This is a genomic window from Pseudoalteromonas sp. SR43-2 (assembly GCF_014163885.1).
GTDB lineage: Bacteria > Pseudomonadota > Gammaproteobacteria > Enterobacterales > Alteromonadaceae > Pseudoalteromonas > Pseudoalteromonas distincta.
Genome location: NZ_JACJED010000004.1, coordinates 194,170 through 215,936, shown reverse-complemented (window position 1 = coordinate 215,936; position 21,767 = coordinate 194,170). Strand labels below are relative to the sequence as shown.

The window sequence follows — 21,767 nt, the reverse complement described above, 5'->3', positions numbered from 1 at the left end:
TAAGGCAAGTAATTTAAATGGAGACGAAGATGTCACAAAGTATCTATCCAGTTCCTGCGCATATTAAAGATGCGACTCTCATTGATAAAAATAAATATAATACGCTTTATAAGCAATCTATTGATGACCCAGAAAGTTTTTGGCGTGAGCATGGCAAACGCCTCGATTGGTCTACTCCTTACACTAAAGTTAAAAACACCTCTTTTGATAAAGGCCACATCAGTATTAAATGGTATGAAGATGGCTATTTAAATGCGTCTTACAACTGTATTGACCGCCACTTAAAAACGAAAGCAGACAAAATTGCGCTTATTTGGGAAGGTGATGATCCTTCTCAAAGTGAGAACATTACTTATCAAAAACTTCATGACGAAGTGGCTAAATTTGCCAATGGTTTAAAAAAACTGGGTGTACAAAAAGGTGACCGCGTAGCTATTTATATGCCAATGACCCCACAAGCGGTGTATGCAATGCAAGCTTGTGCACGTATCGGTGCTATTCATTCTGTTGTATTTGGTGGTTTTTCACCATCGGCTATTGCTGATCGTATTAGAGATTCTGGCGCTAAGGTTGTTATAACTTCTGATGAGGGACGCAGAGCAGGAAATTGTGTTCCATTAAAAGCAAATGTAGATGAAGCGGTAGCGCAAGAAACTGTAACCACAATTGAACACGTTATTGTGCACCAATTAACAGGCGGTGAAGTTGATTGGAATGACCATGATATTTGGTGGCACGATTTAGTTGCTGACTTACCAGCAAAGTGTGAGCCAGAGCCTATGAACGCTGAAGATCCTTTGTTTATATTGTATACATCAGGTTCTACTGGTCAGCCTAAAGGTGTTGTACATACTACAGGTGGCTACTTAGTTTACTCATCAATGACACATGAATACGTATTTGATTTAAAAGAAGATGATGTGTATTGGTGTAGTGCCGATGTAGGTTGGATCACAGGCCACAGTTACATTGCGTACGGGCCATTAGTAAACGGTTGTACTCAGGTTTTATTTGAAGGTGTCCCCACTTATCCAACTGCAGGGCGTATGGGCGAAGTAGTTGATAAACACGGCGTTACTATTTTATATACCGCCCCTACAGCAATTAGAGCACTAATGGCTAAAGGTGATGAGCCTACAGCTTCGTCACATCGCGATAGTTTACGTATTTTAGGTTCAGTAGGTGAGCCAATAAATCCAGAAGCGTGGACATGGTATTACGAGAGTATTGGTAAATCTAATTGCCCGATTGTTGATACATGGTGGCAAACAGAAACCGGTGGCATTATGATCACACCACTTCCGGGCGCTACTGATACAAAACCAGGTTCTGCAACACATCCATTTTTTGGTATTGCCCCTGCATTATTTGATGCTGAAGGTAATACACTCGAAGGTGCCGTAGATGGTAATTTAGTTATTTTAGATAGTTGGCCATCGCAAGCTCGAACTGTTTATGGCGACCATGAACGTTTTGAACAAACTTATTTTAGCGCCTACCCAGGAGTTTACTTTACAGGCGATGGTTGTCGTCGTGATGAAGATGGTTATTACTGGATCACAGGTCGTGTGGACGATGTACTTAATGTGTCTGGGCACCGCCTTGGTACTGCCGAAATTGAAAGTGCGTTAGTTGCGCATGAAGCGGTAGCAGAAGCTGCTGTTGTAGGTTACCCGCATGATATTAAAGGCCAAGGTATTTATGTTTACATTACGCCTAACGAAGGTATAACAGTAAGCGATGAATTAACTAAAGAGGTACGTAATTGGGTTCGTAAAGAGCTCAGCCCAATTGCATCTCCAGATATGATTCAATGGTCACCGGGTTTGCCAAAAACACGTTCAGGTAAGATTATGCGTCGTATTTTACGTAAAATCGCTGCAAATGAGCACCAACAACTCGGTGATACGTCAACGCTTGCCGATCCTTCAGTTGTCGATGAACTAATCGAGAACAGATTAAATCGTTAAATGTGCGTTAAAAACTTGATTACAAGTTGATTCTAAACGTAGTATATCGGCTGTCAGTAAAGGTTTTAAACCTAACTGGCAGCCGAATTTATTAGGAGTGAACCATGAGTCAGTTTTTAATAGCGGACGATCATCCGTTATTTCGTGAAGCACTAAAGGGCGCACTGAGCGCAAAATTTGAGGGTTTAGAGGTTTTTGAATCATCCGATTTTGACAGCACATTGCAAGTGTTAAGCGAGCAAGAGGATCTTGATATATTACTGCTAGACCTTCACATGCCAGGTAATGGTGATTTATATGGTCTTATTCGTATTCGAGAAGAATACCCAAGCTTACCTATTGCCGTTGTTTCGGGTAGTGAAGACGTGAATATCGTTTCTAAAGTAATGGGTTACGGTGCTATGGGTTTTATTCCTAAATCATCATCGTCTGATGATATTGCCAGTGCAATTAACCAAATACTTGAAGGCGATACATGGCTACCAAAAGAGCTAAAAAACAAAGTAGCTGAAATTGAAGGTGAAGATAGAGAAATAGCAGCGCAAGTTGCCTCATTAACGCCTCAACAATACCGAGTGCTGCAATATCTGCACGAAGGTTTACTTAATAAGCAAATTGCTTATGAACTACACATATCAGAAGCGACAGTAAAAGCACACATTACGGCCATATTTAGAAAACTCGGTGTGTACAATCGTACCCAAGCCGTTTTAATTGCCGCTAAATTAAAGCTCGAACCAATAGAGCAGGCATAATTTATATTTAAAAAGTTATTAGCTTATTTATGAGCAAAAAAATGCCAGCAACAATGCTGGCATTTTTTATATGTAGAATAATTAAGTAGTTGGAATAATGCTAAGAAAACACCACGGTTTTATTACCATTAATAAATAGCTTATGCTCTGAGGCAAGTTGAAGTGCTTTACAAAACACAGTCTTTTCAACATCTTTGCCCATTTTAGCCATCATTTCGGCGGTATTAGCATGTGTAACGCTGGTTACATCTTGCAAAATAATAGGACCTTCATCAAGCTCATTATTAACAAAGTGAGCGGTAGCACCAATAATTTTTACGCCGCGTTCAAATGCTTGATGATAAGGTTTAGCACCTATAAATGCAGGCAAAAATGAGTGATGAATATTAATTATTTTACCTTCAAATCGACCCACAAATTCTGGACTTAAAATACGCATGTATTTAGCAAGGCCAATAATGTCAGGATTGTAACTGGCAATTAAATCGCCTACCTTTTTATCATGCTCGCTACGGGTTAATCCTTCGTGCGATACAACATGAAATGGCACACCAAACCCCTTAGCTAGCGGCTCTAAATCAGCATAGTTAGCAATTACAGCGAGTACTTCAATATTAAGAGTTTGTTCAAATTGCTTTAACAGCATACCACCTAAACAATGAGCTTCTTTAGTTGCCAGTAAAACTACTTTAGTTTTTGCGCCGCAATGTAGCGCAAGTTTAGCGCCTTGTGGCAACAGTGCGCGTAGTTGATCTAAAAAGTCGCTTTGTGGCTCGCCTGTAAGCTCTGTACGCATAAAAAATCGCTGCGCGTCTTTATCTACAAATTCGTTGTTACGCGTAATGTTTAAATTATTTTTATGGCAAAGCCCTGTAATTTTAGCTATTAAGCCTACATCATCAGCACATTGGGTGGTTAGTATATAGCTCATTGTCCTCATTCTTACCCTGTAATTAATCCTTTCATTATTTGTGTTTTGGCACATAAAGCAAGGGCTTTGTGAACTAATCCAATATTAATCATGTTGTTGAGTGCAAAAGAGGTAATAAAGTTAAAAAGTATTGAATAGAGGTTAAAAAAAATGCCACCTAAGTTAACAAGGTGGCATTAATAAAAATTATCTAGGTTTGAGGTTAATTAACCCTTGGGCTCGGGAGATAAGTTTTCTTCTTGTCTTAAATACCCGGCAGCTTCTTCATCATCTTTCGCTATCGCTTGCTGAGTAGGTATAGCGCGCGTTTGTTGGTTTAGTTGATGTATTTGTGACGCATTACCTAAATCACGCTCACTGGTGATTGAGGCGATAGATTCGCGGTCTTTTAAGAATGCAATAACGTCTTTTTTGATTGCTTGTAATTGCCCTTCGTCTTTATGCATTTCCATAATATGGCGAGGATGTTCAAGGTTTTTCATACCTGTTGCAGCAAACGTAGTAGAGATAACACGAGAAACAATAATCCAAGGCGTTATGCTACTGCGTACTAAAGTATTTTCTGAGCGGGTGCTATCGTGAATACCAGTACCTGTTGATATTTTAGACTCAGTAAAAGTGCCTTCACATTTAAAGTACACAAGCAGTGACTCAAATTGCATTTCTGCAAAAAATAGATGCGCTGTGTTTGCAAGTAATTGCGCAAATGCTTTAATAAGTATGCCTATTAGCAATAAGTGAAAGCTTGTCATTAATAGCTCACTAAATTGAATAACATGTTGGTTATTAAATGCCTGTTTAAAACTATTAATATTTGCCGCATCAATGTAATGGTAAATATTAATAAACGAATACGCTAAAAATACAGTAAATGCTAACGCTACAATATAAAGTAAGTTACCGCTCACCAAAGCAAGTAATCTCGCGAGTGTAAAGTTTTTACCTAAGTCCATTGAGTGCAGTTTAGGCTGAATCTCTTGAATCATTTCACCTTTAAAACCGCCTTTACCTTCTATTTGTTCTTGAAGCTTAGGGTCTAATTCTCTGTAAACTCTGTTAGGTACTTCTTTATAACGACGATTAGCCATTACTAGGTTATCGAGGTTTATGAAAATCTCGTCTGGATGAACAGACTCTTGCCAGTTTTCACGTAGTTCAGATACTTCAGCTGAAGGGGTAACTGAATTTAAACGCGCTTTAATCATGATAAAAGCAAGCGCACAGCTTAGAGTTGCTAATATAATAATTGCAATTAAGTACATTCCAGCATGAAGACTAGGTAGTTGCTCAAGCCAGCTATCTATTTCTTGTTTACTAATGTGCTGCTCTTTCATCAACCATGACATAGAAAGACCAATAGCGATGGGTAAAATAAAAGATAAAGAAATAATTTTAGCAAGCGCACCAGTACCAAGTGCTTCAATATTCTTTTCTGCATTTCGAGAGATAGGTTTACCTGTAGAGCGCCAAGAAAAAAGCACGTAAAACATTAATATTGCACTATAAACAGGAAATGCTAATTCCCCAGCTTCACCGGTAAAGCCCGACAAAGATACAAATGCAACAAGGGCATAAGCAATAAGGGCGACAAAGGTGCTTACCCATGAGCCAAATAAGCGCTGAGCAACATTACGAATAGGATAAGGTAAAAATAAAAGCTTAGGGATTAAGCTGTGTAACAAGCGAGATAAAAAGCCATTAGGCTCTTTAAACGTACTGTTTTTACGACCAACCAGCATTTCTTCAAGAGAATTAGCTGTATAGGCCACTTCCTTTTTTTCCTCTTGGGCGGTCGATGTTTGCGATTTACTAAAGTTATAAGCTAAAGATGTAGGGTGGTTTCTGCCAACAAAATACTTGAGGGTTGCGTATATACCCGATGATAATGAGCGAATGCCAAGCGCTAATATTAACATGCCAAATATCATTAAAATCCAACCTGCGGTTGTATCTTCTTTCACAGAGCCCGCAGCAATAACAAGTAAACTAATACCAGCTATAGACTCAATGAGTCCTCTTAATGCTGTAACTTTACCTTCAAGTTTGAAGGGGTTTTTTAGTCCAAGATCAATCGATCCATAATCAAAAGCCATTGAATTCTCCATTTAAACAGCACCCCACTTGCGGGGGACAAAGTGTAATTAATCTGAACTTAGGATAATAAATCTATCTAAAGTAGTTACTTTTAGCGCTGAGTGCATCAAGTTTAATCGTAATAGACTCGCTGCTGGCGCGTAAGTTCGACCTACTTTTACAAAAACCTAAATAGAATTATTAATATATATTAAGTATTTATAATTGTTGTTGGTTTTTTATTATATATCAATAGTCTTGTTCAGTTTAAGGTTATTTTAAAGTGATACATTTTAAAGCTCGATGCATGCTTAAATATAACTGGAGGGTTAATGAAGCTAATTTATGTAGACGATAATTTACCAGGGATCACGCGTAAACTTAAACATAAAAGTTGGCTTTACTTTGATCCAATCGGTAAGCAAATAAAAGAGCAAAATGTGATTGATCGTTTGAATGGATTGGCATTTCCGCCTGCCTATAAAAACGCCTGGTTTTGCCCAGAAGAAAACGGACATATTTTAGCGACAGGGTTTGATAGTAAGGGGCGAAAGCAATACCGCTACCATCCTGAATTTAGGGCGCAACAAGAGGCTAAAAAATACCAAGCATGTGGAGTGTTCGGTAATAAACTCCCTTTGTTAAGAGCGCGTTTAGAAACAGACTTACAAGGCGATGAGCTTAATATTGAACGCACTTTAGCGGCAGTTGTAAGACTTATGGATTTAGGTGCGTTGAGGGTAGGTAACGAGCGTAACGTAAAGCAAAATAAAAGTTTTGGCGCTACAACACTACGCACACGCCATGCAAAACTCACGGGTAAAAATATCCAGCTAAAGTACCGTGCTAAATCAGGCAAGGAGCGTGAAGTAAACATAACCGATAGAGTGCTTAGCCATGTAATAAAAGACTTACAAGATTTACCCGGCCAGCATTTATTTCAGTATATAAATGAAGGTGAGCGCACAAATGTTACATCAAGTGAAATAAATCAATACATTCAGCAAATAATGGGTGAGGAATTTAGTGCAAAACACTTTAGAACTTGGCGAGCAAGCGTTATTGCATTCAAACAATTAGCTAAAGCTAAAGGGGCGCTTAGTTTAAAAAGCATGCTTGATAGCGTATCTGAGCAACTTGGTAATACTCCCGCTATAGCACGCAAATCTTATGTGCATCCCGATTTAATTACGCTGTGTAAAGAAGATGAAGATACTCAAACTGCGTGGAGAGAGTCCCTTTCATTACCACGAAAAACAAAGTACTTGAGTCGTTATGAACGTGGTTTTTTAGCTTTTTTAAAAGATTAATTGCCATAGCAACTTTACACACTTGAGCATATTAATTACATATTCTCTAGTTTAATTTATTAACGTTTAGAATAAGGTTTTTTAAAAAGTCATTAAATTTCAATTGTTTATTTTAAAACTTTAATTTGGCATTACCGTTGCACCTCCAGAGTACTACTTAGTGGTAAGTACAAAAGCATTTATCAACGATATTTAGCGAGGAGGTACACAGTGAAGGGGTCATTTTCAAATCAGGCGCATACTAAAGCAAAGGGTTTTACTTTAATAACTGCATTGTTTATTGGCATGAGCGGTTTATGCTCAGCACCAACACTCGCTGCCAATGAGCTTGAAAGTGTGATACTCGCTAACTCTTCACTAACTACTTATAACTCACAAAAGTACATGCAAGCTGATGACACCTACTACTTTGACCAATATTCAGCGCAGTTAATTGAACGTACAGAAAAAGCCATTAATTGGTATCAAGAAATAGTTAACAAAGGTGGTTTTACACACTTATATAACGATGAATTGCTTGAACTAGGCAGTAATAATAAACAGGTGAGCTTACTTGCACAGCGTTTATATCAAGAGCGTGACTTAAAAACTAATGTGTGCGACGAAGCTATATGCACGTTTGATAAAGATATAGAGCAAGCTGTTAAGCAATTTCAAAGCCGCCATGGTTTAAAAGTTGATGGCCGAGTGGGTAAGCGTACTTTTGCATCGCTTAATGTGCCCGCACAGCAAAAACTCGATAAATTAAAACTTAACTTTTATAGAATAACTAACTTTGCAGGCGCAAGTGATGAGCAGTATGTGTATGTAAATATTCCTGAATACAGCTTACGATTTGTAAAATCTGGCGATGTAAAATTAAAAAATAACGTAATTGTAGGTAAACCAAGTTGGGAAACACCTGCATTTAGCGACGAAATAGAAAAGTTTGTAGTTAATCCTGAATGGCGTATACCCACCTCAATTGCCACCAAAGAAATTGCTCCAAAGGTAGCCGAGGACCCTGACTATCTTGTAAAAAATAATATTGAAATTAGAAAAAACAGCTACCTAGACTCACAAACTGTTAATCCAAGCAATATTGATTGGGATTCTATTAAGCCGTACCAATTTGATCACTTTTTAGTAAAACGTGCTGGTGAAGAAAACCCCCTAGGGGAAGTTAAGTATTTATTCCCCAATGCCGAAGCAATTTATGTTCACGATACGCCAGCAAAGCACCGCTTTAGCCAAGCAAACCGAGCCTTATCGCATGGCTGTATAAGAATAGAAAAGCCTTTTTCGTTAGCGCGTGAAATTATTAAGTACGAAGGAGAAGCGCAAACACTCAATAATATGGACAGCGCACTTGCTCAAAACAGTACTCAGACGTTTTATTTAGATGAGCCTCTTCCTATTCATTTAGTTTATTGGACTGCATGGGTTGACGAAAATAAGCTGGTTAACTTTAGAGATGACATATATCAACGCGATAAAAAAGCACTATTAAAAAATGATGAACAGTCGGTGATTGCCGCTTTGTTAAAAAATAAATAATGAGAGGGTTTATGCAATTTATTCATTATATTTCTATCGCCATATTTACAATTATATTTAGCAATAGTGTATTTGCTGCCGCGCCTACAAAGCCTGCGCATCAGGTAGTTGATATAAAAAACAAAGCCAACTTTGAAGATGCAGAATTTAGCCTAAAAATTAACGATATAGTTATGCCATATTCGGTGTTTTCAGTATTTGTAATGCCCAAAGAGCAAGTTGAGTTTGAAGTGCTTTTTGCGCAATCAAAAAATGCTTACACGCTAATTAACACTCAGGGGAAATCTAAGCTTACAGACACCAACCGCTGGCAATGGCAAGCACCCAAAGAGCCCGGTCTAACAACGGTAATTATTGAGTCGCCCGATAAAAAACAGCGTATGAAAATCAACGTATTTGTAAAAGTACCGGCAGACAATGTTGAAGGAGGAAAGCTCAAGTATTACCACATTGGGCACTATCCTAAACCTTCACAGATTAAAGACGCTTCACACTACATAGTGCCCGATGGCTTTGTTAAGGTAACGCCTGAAAATGAAAACGTAAAAATATCACCTCACTTTTCACTAAAAGAATTTGTTAGTAAGCAGCGAAGTAAGCACCCAAAGTATTTATTTTTACAAAATAAGTTGTTACTTAAACTAGAAAAAATACGCAAAGAACTGATTTTAGAAGGTATACCGGTTAGTAATATGGTGGTTATGAGCGGTTATAGAACTCCGTACTACAACAAATCAATTGGCAATGTAAAACTTAGCCGACATGTATTTGGTGATGCTGCCGATATTTTTATAGATAACGATGGCAACTACCGTATGGATGATATTAATAATGACGGTAAGCATTCAATTGGTGACGCTAAAGCGATGGCCGATATAGTGGAGTCGTTAGCTAGACGTGACTCATTTAAAGGTTTACTAGGTGGTTTAGGTATTTATGGGCCTAAGTCGCACAGAGGCGCATTTATACATGTTGATACGCGTGGCTTTAAAGCGCGATGGGTGAGTGAGTAATGGCAACGGCTACCTCATTTAGCATAAAGCTAAACTAGCTAAGTCTAATTGTACAAAAGATTAGCTAAGCCAAGGTAGCTTGGTTTTTATAAGTCCTTTGTTTTATAACCATTTTATACCTTTACTGAGCTAGTCTTTTTTGCTTTAAACTGAGGCGCTTATATGAGCTATAAACATGGTGTGTATCAGCCGCTTTCCAATAATTAATTATTTTAATTTTGTACGAAAAGCTTTAAATATAAAGGCTGCATAAGCAGCCTTTATATTATGCTATTGCAGCATAAACGTTTCGTATTCTAAATTTTCAAATTGTTTAGAAAGCCAAAATAACCCAACAACAGAGGTAAAAATAGTTGAGAGAGCAAAGCCGTAACCATAAAATTGCGGCCCAAAAGCGATCGATAGCAAAGTTAAAACAACGTTTATTACCAAAAATAGCCCCGCTAAAAATAGGACGGTTGAGCGTTTATCTAAATAAAACAAAATATTTAAAATAGACAAAAATATAACTTGTACACCCACACCAACTACATCAATAAATAAAAGCGTTTTATAGTTTGGATCAATACCAATAAAGGTAAGTATTTGCTCGCCCCATAATAATAAGCAGGCAACGGTAATACCTTGAATTTTAAATATATCGTATAAACCGGCACGTGCAGTTTGGATCATATTGTCTTTTAAATAGTAAATCTCTTCTAACGATGAACCCTCTCTAATAGCTGTGTAAAAACGGTCGTATTCTTCTACAAAGTCGGTTTCCATTTTTACTAAAAATACTGCCATACCGGGAATAATAGACAAATAGGCTAAAAATATAGGTAAGTCGTAAATTGGGCTGGCTCGTAACGTGCCAATAATCTGAATTGATGTGCTTGGTGAATACCAAAAAATGATTTTATCAGCCCACACACCAATGTTATAAAACAGACCACAAAAGAATAGGCTGTAATACACTTTTTTATTGCTTAAAAAGTCAAAGCTTATAAGTTTTTCACCTGGGTAGCGGCGAATAATCATAAACAAAAAGCTAAAAAAGAGCAGAGCTTCGCCTGCAAAAAACGCAAAAAATAAGCCGTCTAACTGCCAGTCTCTTAATAAATATGCAAGCAATACCATAAAGGCGTAACCACTTAGCATAGTTATTAAAATTAACCGGTATTCTTTCATACCCGATAGAAAAATAGCGCCAAGCCACTGATTACATAAGCTTACAAAGGCACCTAAAATTATAATCTTAGTAACAACAGGTATAGGGAGCATAGGCCATACAGCCAAGCCTACCAATAGCGCGGCTATTGTTGTTATAAGTTGCGCACCAAGTAAATTAGGCAGTACCTTTGCCTCTTCTTTTTGAAAAAATAAATCGGCAATAAATCGAGTTAGTAATAACTGCAAACCACCCGTTAAAATAAGTGAGGCGGCCATCATGTAGGTAACAAGCGTTAAAAATTGAATAATAAGTACTTTAGGTAATACAATTCCTAAACTTAAAATACCAATAAGCATTAACGCTACAATAGAGAGCAGCCAAGGCCCTGAGCCTATTAAACCTGCGTAGCCGTATGCTTCAAAAACTGAGAGCAGGGTATTTTTTTTGAGAATTTTTCGTATCTCAAAACCTATTCCAGCCATGCTATTGTGTCCTTATAAAGTTTATCGTAACGGGCAAACATGTGGCTCTCGTCATAAAATTTTTGTACGCGGTCTAAACCACTTTTTTGATACTCAAGCCAAGCTTGCTCATTTGTTAGCATGTTTGATATTTGCTTTGCTGTTTCGCTCGGAGAAGCAATTGGGACAACTTCACCGGCTTTACCTAACGCTTTATCTTCATCGGTTCCGCCTTCGATTATTTCGCGGCACGAGCCAACATCACTAGCAAGTACAGGTACACCAGCCGCCATTGCTTCTAAAAGCACTAAAGGCTGCGCTTCAGAAATCGAGGTTAAAGCTACAATTCCGAGCTGAGGCAAAATTTTAGTAATATCTTGCATACCTAAAAACTTAACACTGTTTTGTAAATCAAGGCTGCCTACCAGTAGCTCACACTCTTTGTAGTATTGTGGGTCTTCTTCGAAAGGGCCGATGATCCAGCCTTCGACCTCTGGTAATATCGATTGCGCTTCTTTAATCGCACGTATAAAGGTTTTAATATCTTTTATAGGCACTACACGTCCAATTAACCCAACAACCGGTGGTATCTTTTTTGGGCGCTGATCAAGCGCTTCAATAAAGCGCACTGTTTTAATGCCATTAGGTACAACAAATGCTTTTTCTGGCGCTGCACCATCTTTTATTTGGCGTTGCCTGTTACCGTCGTATAGCGAAATGATCTTATCTGCTTCTTGGTATGTTGTTCGGCCAATTTGCTCAAAAAAGCTGATCCACATACGGCGAATAAAGCCCATCTCGGTATTTAAGTTTTTACCTAGGCTTTGTTCTGACTCTTTGATCCAACTGGCTTGAATAAGATCTATTTTTCTCTCTTTGGTGTAAATACCATGCTCGGTCAACAAAAAGGGAGTATTACTTATTACACTGGCGCCAGATCCTAAAATACCCGCATACCCGGTAGATATTGAGTGAATAAGTTTAACTTTAGGAAGCCCTCGTGCAATTTCGGCTATTTTAAATAGCGGTTTATATAAATTGCGATATGACCAAAAAAAGTCAATAAAAGAGGATTCATCACAAAAAGTTGAATAATAATTAGTGAGTACTTGCCATGACGATTCACTATATAAAAAGTCGGCTTCGTTAATACCGTCTTTTTTAGCTAAAGTTTCAAATGCAAACTTTAATAATTCAGTCGGGATTGGCTCGTTACAATCTCTAAAATATTTTTGTAGTTGCTGCCAAAAATCAAAGAGTTCTTTTTTATATTTAACCCCGTGCTTAGCTTTTATTTCAGAGGTATCATTTTGTACTAAGTAATGAACATGCAGCTTGGTAACGTTTTCAGGCAAGGTATATTGAATCTCGCCATAATGTTCTGGCGCTCCACCTATAAAAACAAGCTCAAAGTTATAATGAGGTAACCCTTCAATTATTTGATGAACCCAGCTAGATACGCCACCACGCACATAAGGGTAAGTACCTTCTAAAAGCAGTAAAATGTCTGCATTTTTGTTACTCATGCCAATACTCCTGTAAATGACGTAATTCACTGCCCTTAGGTTGTTCTGGGAGTTCTTTTAAGTAGCGTTTACAGTCGTCAAACTTGTTCATACAAAAGGCAACTTCGGCTTTATAAGGGAGAACATGACGCCTTGCCATGCCCGACTCAGTTGCTTTTAGTAAGTACTCATGGGCTATTTCGTATTTGTTTAAGGCTAAAGATATACGCCCTAAAAATATAAAGGTTGCAGGTGTTTTTACGTGCTCAATACTTTGCTGTGCAAGTGCTTCGGCTTTTTCTAAAACGTATTTACGAAGCGCACCTTGTGCTAAACCTAAGTAGCTAAGTTCCCAATAAAGTTCGGCTAGTTGTTTTTGTAAATTACTTAACTTTGGCTGCTTAGTCGTAATGGCTATTTCTTGCTGGTACAAACTGATTTTTTCGTTGAGTTTGGTTTCTTTACCATCAAGGGTTGAGTAGGCGAGTAGGCGAATATCATCTTCTAAATCTTTAAGTGCTAGCTTTAAAATAGGAATAGCTTGTGAGTCACTCATGTGACGAGCCGCCATTACGGCACTTAGACGTTTATTTGGTTCACTAGCATGCTTCAAAATTGCTTTAAGTCCGCCCATAGAATAGGTCGGGTTTGCTGATATTGCTCTGGCTTCAAAAGGAAGCTCAGGTATTTTATGCTCTTCAATTTCTATGTCATCGTTTTTGAGTGGTTTACACAGAGCAAACGTAAGCGCTACTACAACGCCTATAATTCCAAGTACAGGCAATGTAAACAATAATAAAAACATGAGTAGTAAAGAGCTATAAGGAGTCGTTTTGTATTTTTTAGGTATCAGGAAATAGCTAACAAAAGCAAAAAGAATGCTAGCAATAGCATGCAATAGTATAGCTAAAAACCAATCAGGTGTTTCCAGTACTTCTATTAGTGCAAAGTACTGACAAATACACCCTAAAATAGCCGCTACAATAATTATAATCATGAAAGTGAAACCAATCTCTTTATGTCATCTGAGCTTATTGGTAGTGCAAGTTGTTGCTCAATAACAATATCAAGCTCAGCTAAAGTGCTACCAGTGCGCTCTTTACACCAAGTGTTCATTCGGGCAATAAAGCCTGCTTTTTCAAGTTCATCAGCTAATGGCATTAATAACAGTAATATCTGATTTTCATCATCATATAAATAAATGTCTAAACCACGACGGGCTTCACTTAAATAACTCATAAGTTGAGTCGATTTATCAGTAATATTGTTGGCTTTTATTTTTAGTAGCTGCGATGGAATGTTGTATCGTTTTGCTTCTTTATTTGCGCGCTTAACTTGGCGAATAAAGTATGGAGACTCTTCATACGTCATTACTGGGTTTGTTATTTCGTGACGAAGTAAATCGCCTATATGCCCAGCCATTACAGCAAGTAATGTTAGAGTTGTATTTTTAAGCGCAAAAAATTGTATTCTTTCAACCAAAATAGCGCCGTAAATAGTATTGTTTACGTCGATAAGTGGGATTGCCATATGGTATTTACTTATACCCGATGATGCTTTTTCGTCTTTTACCGATACTAATTCTTTTTCTTCGATCATCGCTAATATAAGAGGATCGTTTTTAGCTATTTGACTCATTTTACCTATAGAGGCAAGTGGTGGCTCTAAAACACTGTCGTTTTCAACTTTATATAACCCCGCTCTTTCTAGCGAACCGTACTCAACAAATAAGTCGATTATTTTTTGCGCTGCGCTATCAAGCCTTCTTTCTTTTAATAACCCGATAGAGGTTTTTACTGCTTGTAGCGATTCACGTAAACTTAACGTATGGCCAGCTAGCATTTGCTCAATTCTATCGTGAGATGAATTAATTAAATGATACTGACGAGTAAATGTTTCAAGACGATCAGTTACGTACTCAAGTTGAATACTTTGCTGTTGATTAGTGCGCTCCCACACATCTCTAAATTCGCCAGTGATCATAATTACAATAATGTAGCCAATCATAGCGTTAATATTGAAGTCGCTTTGCGGTGATAAAATATTTGCTTGAAGTAAAAAAAGTTGGCCAACAAGCAAACATAAAATACTAATAAAGCCTTTTGAAAAGCCATAGCGTAAAGAAACTAAAAGTGGGCCAAGTACAGGCCACGAAAACCCTCCCTCAGTCCAAAATGGGTCCTGTGCGTTAAATAATACAGGCAGCCCTAAAGCAAGCGCGGTAAATATAAATACCTCAGCCCATATTTGTAGCTCAGGAACGTCTCTTGGTCTAAGGAAATGTGTTTTCACTCACTAACCTCTATATAAGAAATTAAATCGGCAATCACATCTTGTGCTGTTGCTGCAATGCTATCGCGGCCCCAGCCACTTTTAGCAATAGTACCTGTCCAAACTGGTGTGGTTTGTCCATTTACAGTGAGTGATAATGTAAGTGCAACAACAGGTTCGCCATCAAGCCCTGCTTTATAACGCCACTCTTCAATGCTGCCTGTTAGTACATAGTCAGCTTGTTGAGTGCTTAACCATTGCATAGCATTGTCTAAACGGTATTGATCATCCAGCGGTGGAAGCTCTTTGCTGTTTACGCGAGGTGCACGTATTAGAGTTGGTAATTTATTTTGTTGCCAAATGCTGGCTAAAATATCTTCAGCACGCTCACCGGCAAGCGGTGTTTGAGCATGATTAACAAGCGGCATTAGTGCCACTGTTTTTGAAGGGCTAAGCTCTATACCATCAGCAACTCTGCTGGTGGTACATGCTGATAATAGTAATACCAAACACGGTATAATTAAACGAAACATACTCTCTCCTAACATTAAAAATGTACGTAATAACCTAATTGTAATTGTGTATCTGAATTACCCACTTTATTACTACTTTGGTAACCCAGCTGTAATTTAAATAAATCATCGCCCAGTACAGACCAACCTGCGCCACTTGAAACTGATACATCTACTGTATCGTTAAGTGTTTGATAGCCAGTACTTATATCAAATAACCACGAAGGGCTTGCGCCTAAATAAGGAGGTTCTAATGAACCAGTTGAAGCAAATGAGGTCCCTAGTGCAAAACGTCTAAATGGTTGAAGGTCAACTCTTAGCGGTCTTCTGCTTGAATCTGTATTTATTAATGCATTAACACGTTCAAAGTCTTGCCATTGCGCACTAAAATAAGCGTTCCAAATTGGGCGGTCTTTTAAAATGCTGTATTGGTAACGAGCATTATATTCTTGGCCGTTTATTAGTGAGCTGCCATCGCTTCTTCGAGAAAAAGACATCGCTGCTGCTGATAGCTGTACGTTTTGTCTACCATCAATATTGTAATTAACATAGGCCGTGGCTTTATCTAGCTGAGCATAGCTAAGTAGTGCTTCTGATTGGCGGTTTTCAACATTATATTCAAGCTTTAAACCTACCTGTGTTCGTGAATCCCATTGATAACGAGAGTCTATGCTAAGACCTTGGCGGCTAACTAAGCTGCCTTGGTGCGAATCTATTTTTGCATCAAAATACCAACGACCAAATGTCATTTTATCTTCTATCGCAAACAGTAATCCGTTGTTATCAAGGTTTTGCTGATTACTTAAACTTAATTTCCATTGCCCATTAGTATAAGGAAAATAAACGTTTACATCGTACTGGCTACTGTTTAAACCAGCCTCTGGCGATAGGTTTATTTCAAGCGCTCTAAAATAGGATGCGCGTGCATTTCTGAGTAAACTCAATTGCGATTCATTTGCCTCGCCAGTGAGTTCTTCGTACCAACGTTGCATGGTGGCATAGGGTTGTTTTAAATAGAGTAGGGCGTTTAGCTCATCTAGTTTGCTTAGTGAACCTTCAGCTATAAGCTGTTTCGCTTTATTAAATTCGCCGTTGGTCATATAAAGTTGTAGTTTTTGCCATGGCTCTAATTTTTGTGCAGCTCGGCGTGCTAACCACCAGTTTGTTTGGGGTTCACCAATAGTGTCGGGGGCAAGTTCTTCCATTGTGTTTAATTGCATTAAATGAGGAACAGCCATCGCGCCCGCCCAGCGAAACATTAAGCCTCTGTAGGCATATTTATCTTTAGGTAAGTGTTGCAGTAAATAGTGATTAAGTTCAGCAGCATTTGCATAATATCCAAGTTGTTTCATTACATCGGCTAAGTTAACCAGTGTTGTTAAGTCACTTGGATCTGCAATGGCCAATTTACGCAAATAAAAGTAGGCACTGTTATATGACTTTTCGTGAATAGATAGGCTAGCTAAGAGCTGCGTCCACGCATAGGAAGTGTCGCTTTGAGAATAGCGCGTTAAAATGCGGCCAATCATTACAGTGTCATGCATTTGCAGCGCTAACCAACCTTGTGCAAGCACAACATCAGAGTCATATTCGCTTAATTTAGCAGCGCGGTTTAAAGTTGTATAAGCTGAATTTAAATCACTTTGGTTTTGATACCAATTAGAAAGAATTAACCAAGCAGGATAGAGAGCTTTATTATATCGTTGTTTATCAAGTTCAGCATGAATACGTGCAACTGATTTAGCATCATTTACTTGTGTGCTTAATAATGCAATTTGAATCAATTGACGGTCAGTTTGCGACTCACTTTTCCATAAATAATCAAGAAGCTCCTGAGGCCTACCTTCAAAGCGCAATTGTTGGTAGTGCAGCATGTCGCCTACGCTTAAAGGGCTTATTTGTTGTAACTGCTCTAATGCATATAGCTCATGAGCTTTGTCTTGGACTCGCATTGCCATGTCTACATTGGCACTCCAAAACTCATCGTCAGAACTTTCATGTTTGTTTTTTAGTACTTGCAGAGCTGTAGAAAAGCCATCTTCTAGCCAAAATGCGCGGGCAATCCAAAGTAAATCTTCTTCATTTTTAGGCCCTTTATATGTAGGCCACAAAGCTCTTAATGCTTTTAAATTACCAGTATCGTGAAGTACTTTTGCTTTCCAATATTGTGATAACGCACTTTTACCATTTATTTGCTCAAAGCGTTCAATATTATTTAACTCTTGCTTTGTGTTACCAATAAATTCGTTAGCTTGCATCCAATTAGCAAAGCCATTTCCTTTTAGATTTCTATTTTGGGCTTTATATTCGTATATATCATTAGCATCTTGGTATAAATATAAAGCGGTGGCATCGTTAATACTATCGGTAAGCATCGCAGCGGTTACGGCTTTGTTAGACATTAGCCATTTAAACTCTCGGAGTGCCTCTTTAGGCTTGTTTTGCCAGCGCTTTATCTTCCAATTTAATAAATGTAGCTCTTTGTCATCTGGGCTTTGTAGTAATAGCTTTGCAAGTAATTGCTCAGCCCCTTTTGCATTTCCATTTGCTAAACGCAGGTGCATTGCTTGTGTTAAGTACTCGCTGTTATTTGGATAGGTCTTTAATAAGCTTTCAATAGCTTGAGCTGCATCTTCTGTGTTGCCAGCCAAGTTTGCTAAATAAAGGGTGCGTTTAACATCGGCTTTGTCACCGTAGGTGCTCCACCATGCATAAGCTTGAATCGGATTATTTGCGCCAAGTGCAGTTTCAATCGCTTTAGCTGCAATGTCAGCATTTATATTTGTTTTATAAATAGCGAATGCTTTGTCAGGTTCCCCTGCGCTTAACCAGTAATCGGCTGCAAGGAGTGGCTGTTTATTTTTTTGATAATACTGAGCAACTTTTGCGTTTAACCCAACGGCTTTTGCAATTGTCAGTATTTGTTCGTTCCAATTTTTATGAGCTCCTATTTTTAATGATAGCTCTTCAAAGCGGTCGTCAACTTTAGCACCACTTGCTAGCCATAATGAGTAAAGCAACTTTATTTCAAGTGTTGCTTTGCGCTCGCCTCTAGGTAGCTTTTCAAGCTCGTTAGTGGCTTGTGAATACTCACTAAGCCCTATATGTAGCTCAACCAATTTAGCGCGAAGCTTTTCGTTGTCGGGCTCTGTATTGAGCGCTGCATTAAGGTAAGATTTCTCAAAGGTATAATCTTGTGAAAGTGCATCATCTTCAAAAAATAAGGTATGGGGAAATAACGCATAAAGTGCAAAACAACTTACAGCTAGTATCGCTAATATTGTTTTTATAGAAATTAACTGAGGGCGCTTTTTAGTATTCATTATAGAGCAGATCCGTTGCAGTTAAGGTAACCATAAAAGTCACCTGTAGGTATTTTAAAATGTGTTATTTTACCCCGATTAATACCTTTGAAGCGCTCACCCAAATTAGATACAAATTCGCAAGAACGTGCATTAATTAAATCAAGTGAAGCGGGCACCCATGCTTTAAAACTAACCGGTCCGTTAACTTGCCAGTTATCAATAACAACATTTGCAGATGCTAAATAAGGTTTTTCACTATTTTGGCTATGATCAAAGCTAAGGCGAGCTATGTTATTTATAATATGTATGTAGTCACCTTTTTCAGTTACACCAGATACTCCTTCACTTTGAGCTATGTTTGGCACATCAAAATCGCTAGGTATGCGCAGAGTACGAATGTACTTTGAGCTAAATAACCATTCATTATTACTGTTTTTAGCAAGTGCAGAAAAGTAAAAATCTTTTGCTACTTTTGCATAGTGGCTTAAATGCACCGGTGTATTTGGCCTTGCTAAAACATAATCAATGTTGTGTTTAAGAGCGTCTAAGCCCGCAAGAACTTCACCTGAATAAAAGTGATAATAAATAGTGTAAGGTTTTAACCTATATGGCTTTTCTGTTATTTCGAATGTTTCGGTTAAGCGTCTAAAGCCGTAATAAGGGCCATGCCATAAGTTTGTGTAAACATTTTCATTTAATATGGGGGCGTAAATTTGATACAGCAAATCTCTTTCAGGGCGACCGATAGGGGAGATGTGAGAAAGGCTTGGGTTATCAGCATTTACATCAGTATTACCGCCATTGACATTTAACACGCCAGCTTCACGAGCAAGTTCAAGTGCTTTTGGGCCAGGTGTTGCGTCCCCTGACCATAGCATCATTACTGTTTTTTTATTTTTAGGTGCGAGCTTGTCATTAATGTACTTTATCGAGTCGGTAATTTCTTTTTTAAGGCTAATTGTGTTGTAGCCAGGCACGTCTAGATGAAAACCGTAATCTGTGTCGTCTTCATCTATTTTTTTTCGCCCAGATAGTGCTGTCCAAAAATAGGGATGACTATAAGTGTGTGAAGCAACTTCTACGTAAGGCAGGTTAAAAATACTACGCGCAATGCCTTCGAGTTTGGCACTTTGTTTAGAATGAATACCGCCTTCTTCAATATCAGCTTGGATCACTGATGACGTTAACGGTAGTTTGTAGTGTTTAATTATTTCATCTCGAATTACTTCTGCTGAATAAGGCTTACCTGCGTAGTGGGCAATACTTGTAAATCCATCTCCATCGATATGCAAAGTAAGCATTCGCCTGCCGCTTTCGGTGGTTGTATCTGGCACTAATATAGGTGGTAACCCCATTGCTTGAGTAAGCAATGTACGCGGATCAATAACCCATTTGCTGCCTTCCATCGGAAATGTGTCAATTAACCAAGGAGCGGCCACGACTGCACCATATTTAGTTTTAGCCGCTTGTAAAATACTTATATTATTAGCAGACTTTATTGTTATTAGAGGAGTCGCATCAGTTGCTAATTTAAGTAAGTATGGTTTAACAATAGGGGGAGGTGTTGTTGACTCCCCTTTGAGCCAAGGTGCAAAGCTATCTTGTTTATATGGACCTTCAGGTAATGTGTTTAACGACTCAATACCTAAGCTTAATAATAATTTAGTTGATTGTGGTAACTCGCCTAAAATGAGTTCTGGTACAACACCTAAATTAGCTTCAAGCCAATTGTTTAGTGTTGGTGTGTAAAACGTATCGCTTGTGGTCCACGAGATAATACCTGCATGCAAGCTAGGATCAACCAAAGGTAAGTCGCGCTTTGCCATATCTATGTAGTCAGGTATATATCCCAAATACTCAATCATGGTCGCTAGTTTTAAATGTACGGTAGTGTAAATGAGTGGCTTTACGTTACTGTTGTACGGAATGAGGATGCGTCTTGGTACTGGTGATATAGTTGATGTACCCCATGTTTGTAAGTGCCCATCAGTTACCCAGGGAATAAAACCTGCCTGTTTTATTTTTTGCGCCATAGCAAGACGGTTGTCAGGCTGTGCATAATCAATAACTTGTACTTTAAAACCAAGCTTTTGTGCCGTTTTTAATTGTGCACTTAGCCAAGCTTGATCGTTCTCGGTGGTTAATTTGTAGCTATTATTGATTGGGTTGTAATGGCTATATAAACCTTCAGCCACTAAATCACTGGCTAAACCAGTAAGTCTAGGTAGTAACTCAAAGCCTCGGTTGAGGATAAGGTGTTTATTAAACGTGTCAGACAGACTCTTTATAATTGCGACTAAGCCATTTTGTTGATCTGATTTACTATGCTTGTCATCTAAAAGCTGATAGCTGTCTAGGGTATCTAAAAACAAGCCACTGAAGCCCCGTGCTTTTAAAGTAGCTGCGTTATTTTGCACATGTTGCTGCCAATGCGTAGATGTTAAATCGGCAATGTGACTATTCCAGTTAGGGTTAACTGCGAGTGAAGACTCACTTTCAATAAACGACTCACCCACACTTAAATAAGCGTAAACAGCAATGTTTCGTTTTTTAAACCAATTAAGTTCGTGCTCAGTCACAAGGTCAGGCTGAACGACAATGCGAGAATAAAAGGTCATTTCGGCTAATGGCATCGGCGCTGAGTAGTAAAAAGCGATACTATTATTTACAGGCGTTGCGAATGCGTGAGCCGACACTAAAAGTGCAAGGTATAAAATATACTTCATTAATAATTCATTTTTATTTGATTATAACTGTGACTCAAAGTGATGTGTTCCAATTTTTATCTAGTTGTTTGGTATTAGGAATATAGGACTATTATATGTTAATGGAAGTTTGATATCTATATATTCATTATTTATATGAACCTAAAACCAATATTAACATGGCTAATGACTTAACTCATTACATACGAAGCAATTGGGCCGCTCAATACGCTATCAAATTAATTTTAGATCAATACAGCCGTTAGA

Annotated in this window: 14 protein-coding genes; 5 read left to right on the top strand and 9 right to left on the bottom strand. The window is 38.2% G+C overall.

Translation table 11 applies throughout. The annotated features are described in order from the left end of the window. Positions 1-29: 29 nt before the first annotated feature. Together acs and H5120_RS05145 are read left to right on the top strand one after the other, a co-directional pair. Positions 30-1,970, top strand: a complete 1,941-nt coding sequence (gene acs / locus H5120_RS05150) for an acetate--CoA ligase (protein WP_182673796.1) — start codon at positions 30-32, stop codon at positions 1,968-1,970. Positions 1,971-2,074: 104 nt separating this feature from the next. Further along, positions 2,075-2,725 (top strand): response regulator transcription factor, encoded by a 651-nt coding sequence (locus H5120_RS05145; RefSeq protein ID WP_002958948.1) that lies wholly within the window; start codon positions 2,075-2,077, stop codon positions 2,723-2,725. 100 nt (positions 2,726-2,825) lie between these two features. Here the strand turns inward: H5120_RS05145 and purU are convergent, their stop codons facing one another. Both purU and H5120_RS05135 read right to left on the bottom strand, forming a co-directional pair. Further along, positions 2,826-3,656 (bottom strand): formyltetrahydrofolate deformylase, encoded by an 831-nt coding sequence (gene purU / locus H5120_RS05140; RefSeq protein WP_024597310.1) that lies wholly within the window; start codon positions 3,654-3,656, stop codon positions 2,826-2,828. 206 nt (positions 3,657-3,862) lie between these two features. Continuing rightward, on the bottom strand, positions 3,863-5,749 hold the full coding sequence (locus H5120_RS05135; protein WP_182673795.1) for a hypothetical protein: 1,887 nt from the start codon (positions 5,747-5,749) through the stop codon (positions 3,863-3,865). Positions 5,750-6,061: 312 nt separating this feature from the next. On the opposite strand from H5120_RS05135, the gene H5120_RS05130 reads away from it, so the two are divergent. From H5120_RS05130 to H5120_RS05120, 3 genes are all read left to right on the top strand, one after another. Further along, a complete protein-coding gene (locus H5120_RS05130) occupies positions 6,062-7,039 on the top strand; it encodes a DNA topoisomerase IB (protein ID WP_002958945.1) in 978 nt (325 codons plus the stop codon). A 210-nt stretch (positions 7,040-7,249) separates the two neighbouring features. Next, a complete protein-coding gene (locus H5120_RS05125) occupies positions 7,250-8,575 on the top strand; it encodes a murein L,D-transpeptidase (protein ID WP_182673794.1) in 1,326 nt (441 codons plus the stop codon). An 11-nt stretch (positions 8,576-8,586) separates the two neighbouring features. Next, positions 8,587-9,588: a D-Ala-D-Ala carboxypeptidase family metallohydrolase gene (locus H5120_RS05120; RefSeq protein ID WP_182673793.1), complete on the top strand. Its 1,002-nt coding sequence runs from the start codon at positions 8,587-8,589 to the stop codon at positions 9,586-9,588. 270 nt (positions 9,589-9,858) lie between these two features. Here the strand turns inward: H5120_RS05120 and pelG are convergent, their stop codons facing one another. Genes pelG through H5120_RS05085 form a run of 7 tightly spaced genes read right to left on the bottom strand, consistent with a single transcriptional unit; the run spans position 9,859 to position 21,521 of the window. Then, positions 9,859-11,223 (bottom strand): exopolysaccharide Pel transporter PelG, encoded by a 1,365-nt coding sequence (pelG, locus tag H5120_RS05115; RefSeq protein WP_182673792.1) that lies wholly within the window; start codon positions 11,221-11,223, stop codon positions 9,859-9,861. Next, positions 11,211-12,728 (bottom strand): GT4 family glycosyltransferase PelF, encoded by a 1,518-nt coding sequence (pelF, locus tag H5120_RS05110; RefSeq protein ID WP_182673791.1) that lies wholly within the window; start codon positions 12,726-12,728, stop codon positions 11,211-11,213. The genes pelG and pelF overlap by 13 nt, the downstream gene beginning before the upstream one ends. Beyond that, complete coding sequence (locus tag H5120_RS05105) at positions 12,721-13,704, bottom strand: HEAT repeat domain-containing protein (RefSeq protein WP_033020714.1); 984 nt, start codon at positions 13,702-13,704, stop codon at positions 12,721-12,723. Before H5120_RS05105 ends, pelF begins: the two co-directional genes overlap by 8 nt. Then, entirely contained in the window at positions 13,701-14,999 is a 1,299-nt protein-coding gene (locus tag H5120_RS05100) for a PelD GGDEF domain-containing protein (RefSeq protein WP_182673790.1), read from the bottom strand. The genes H5120_RS05105 and H5120_RS05100 overlap by 4 nt, the downstream gene beginning before the upstream one ends. Next, entirely contained in the window at positions 14,996-15,511 is a 516-nt protein-coding gene (locus tag H5120_RS05095; protein WP_182673789.1) for a protein PelC, read from the bottom strand. Before H5120_RS05095 ends, H5120_RS05100 begins: the two co-directional genes overlap by 4 nt. 14 nt (positions 15,512-15,525) lie before the next feature. Beyond that, positions 15,526-18,813 carry a tetratricopeptide repeat protein gene (locus H5120_RS05090; protein WP_182673788.1) on the bottom strand — a complete coding sequence of 1,096 codons (3,288 nt, stop codon included), beginning with the start codon at positions 18,811-18,813 and terminating at the stop codon, positions 15,526-15,528. After that, complete coding sequence (locus H5120_RS05085) at positions 18,813-21,521, bottom strand: endo alpha-1,4 polygalactosaminidase (protein WP_182673787.1); 2,709 nt, start codon at positions 21,519-21,521, stop codon at positions 18,813-18,815. The genes H5120_RS05090 and H5120_RS05085 overlap by 1 nt, the downstream gene beginning before the upstream one ends. Between the last annotated feature and the right edge of the window lie 246 nt (positions 21,522-21,767).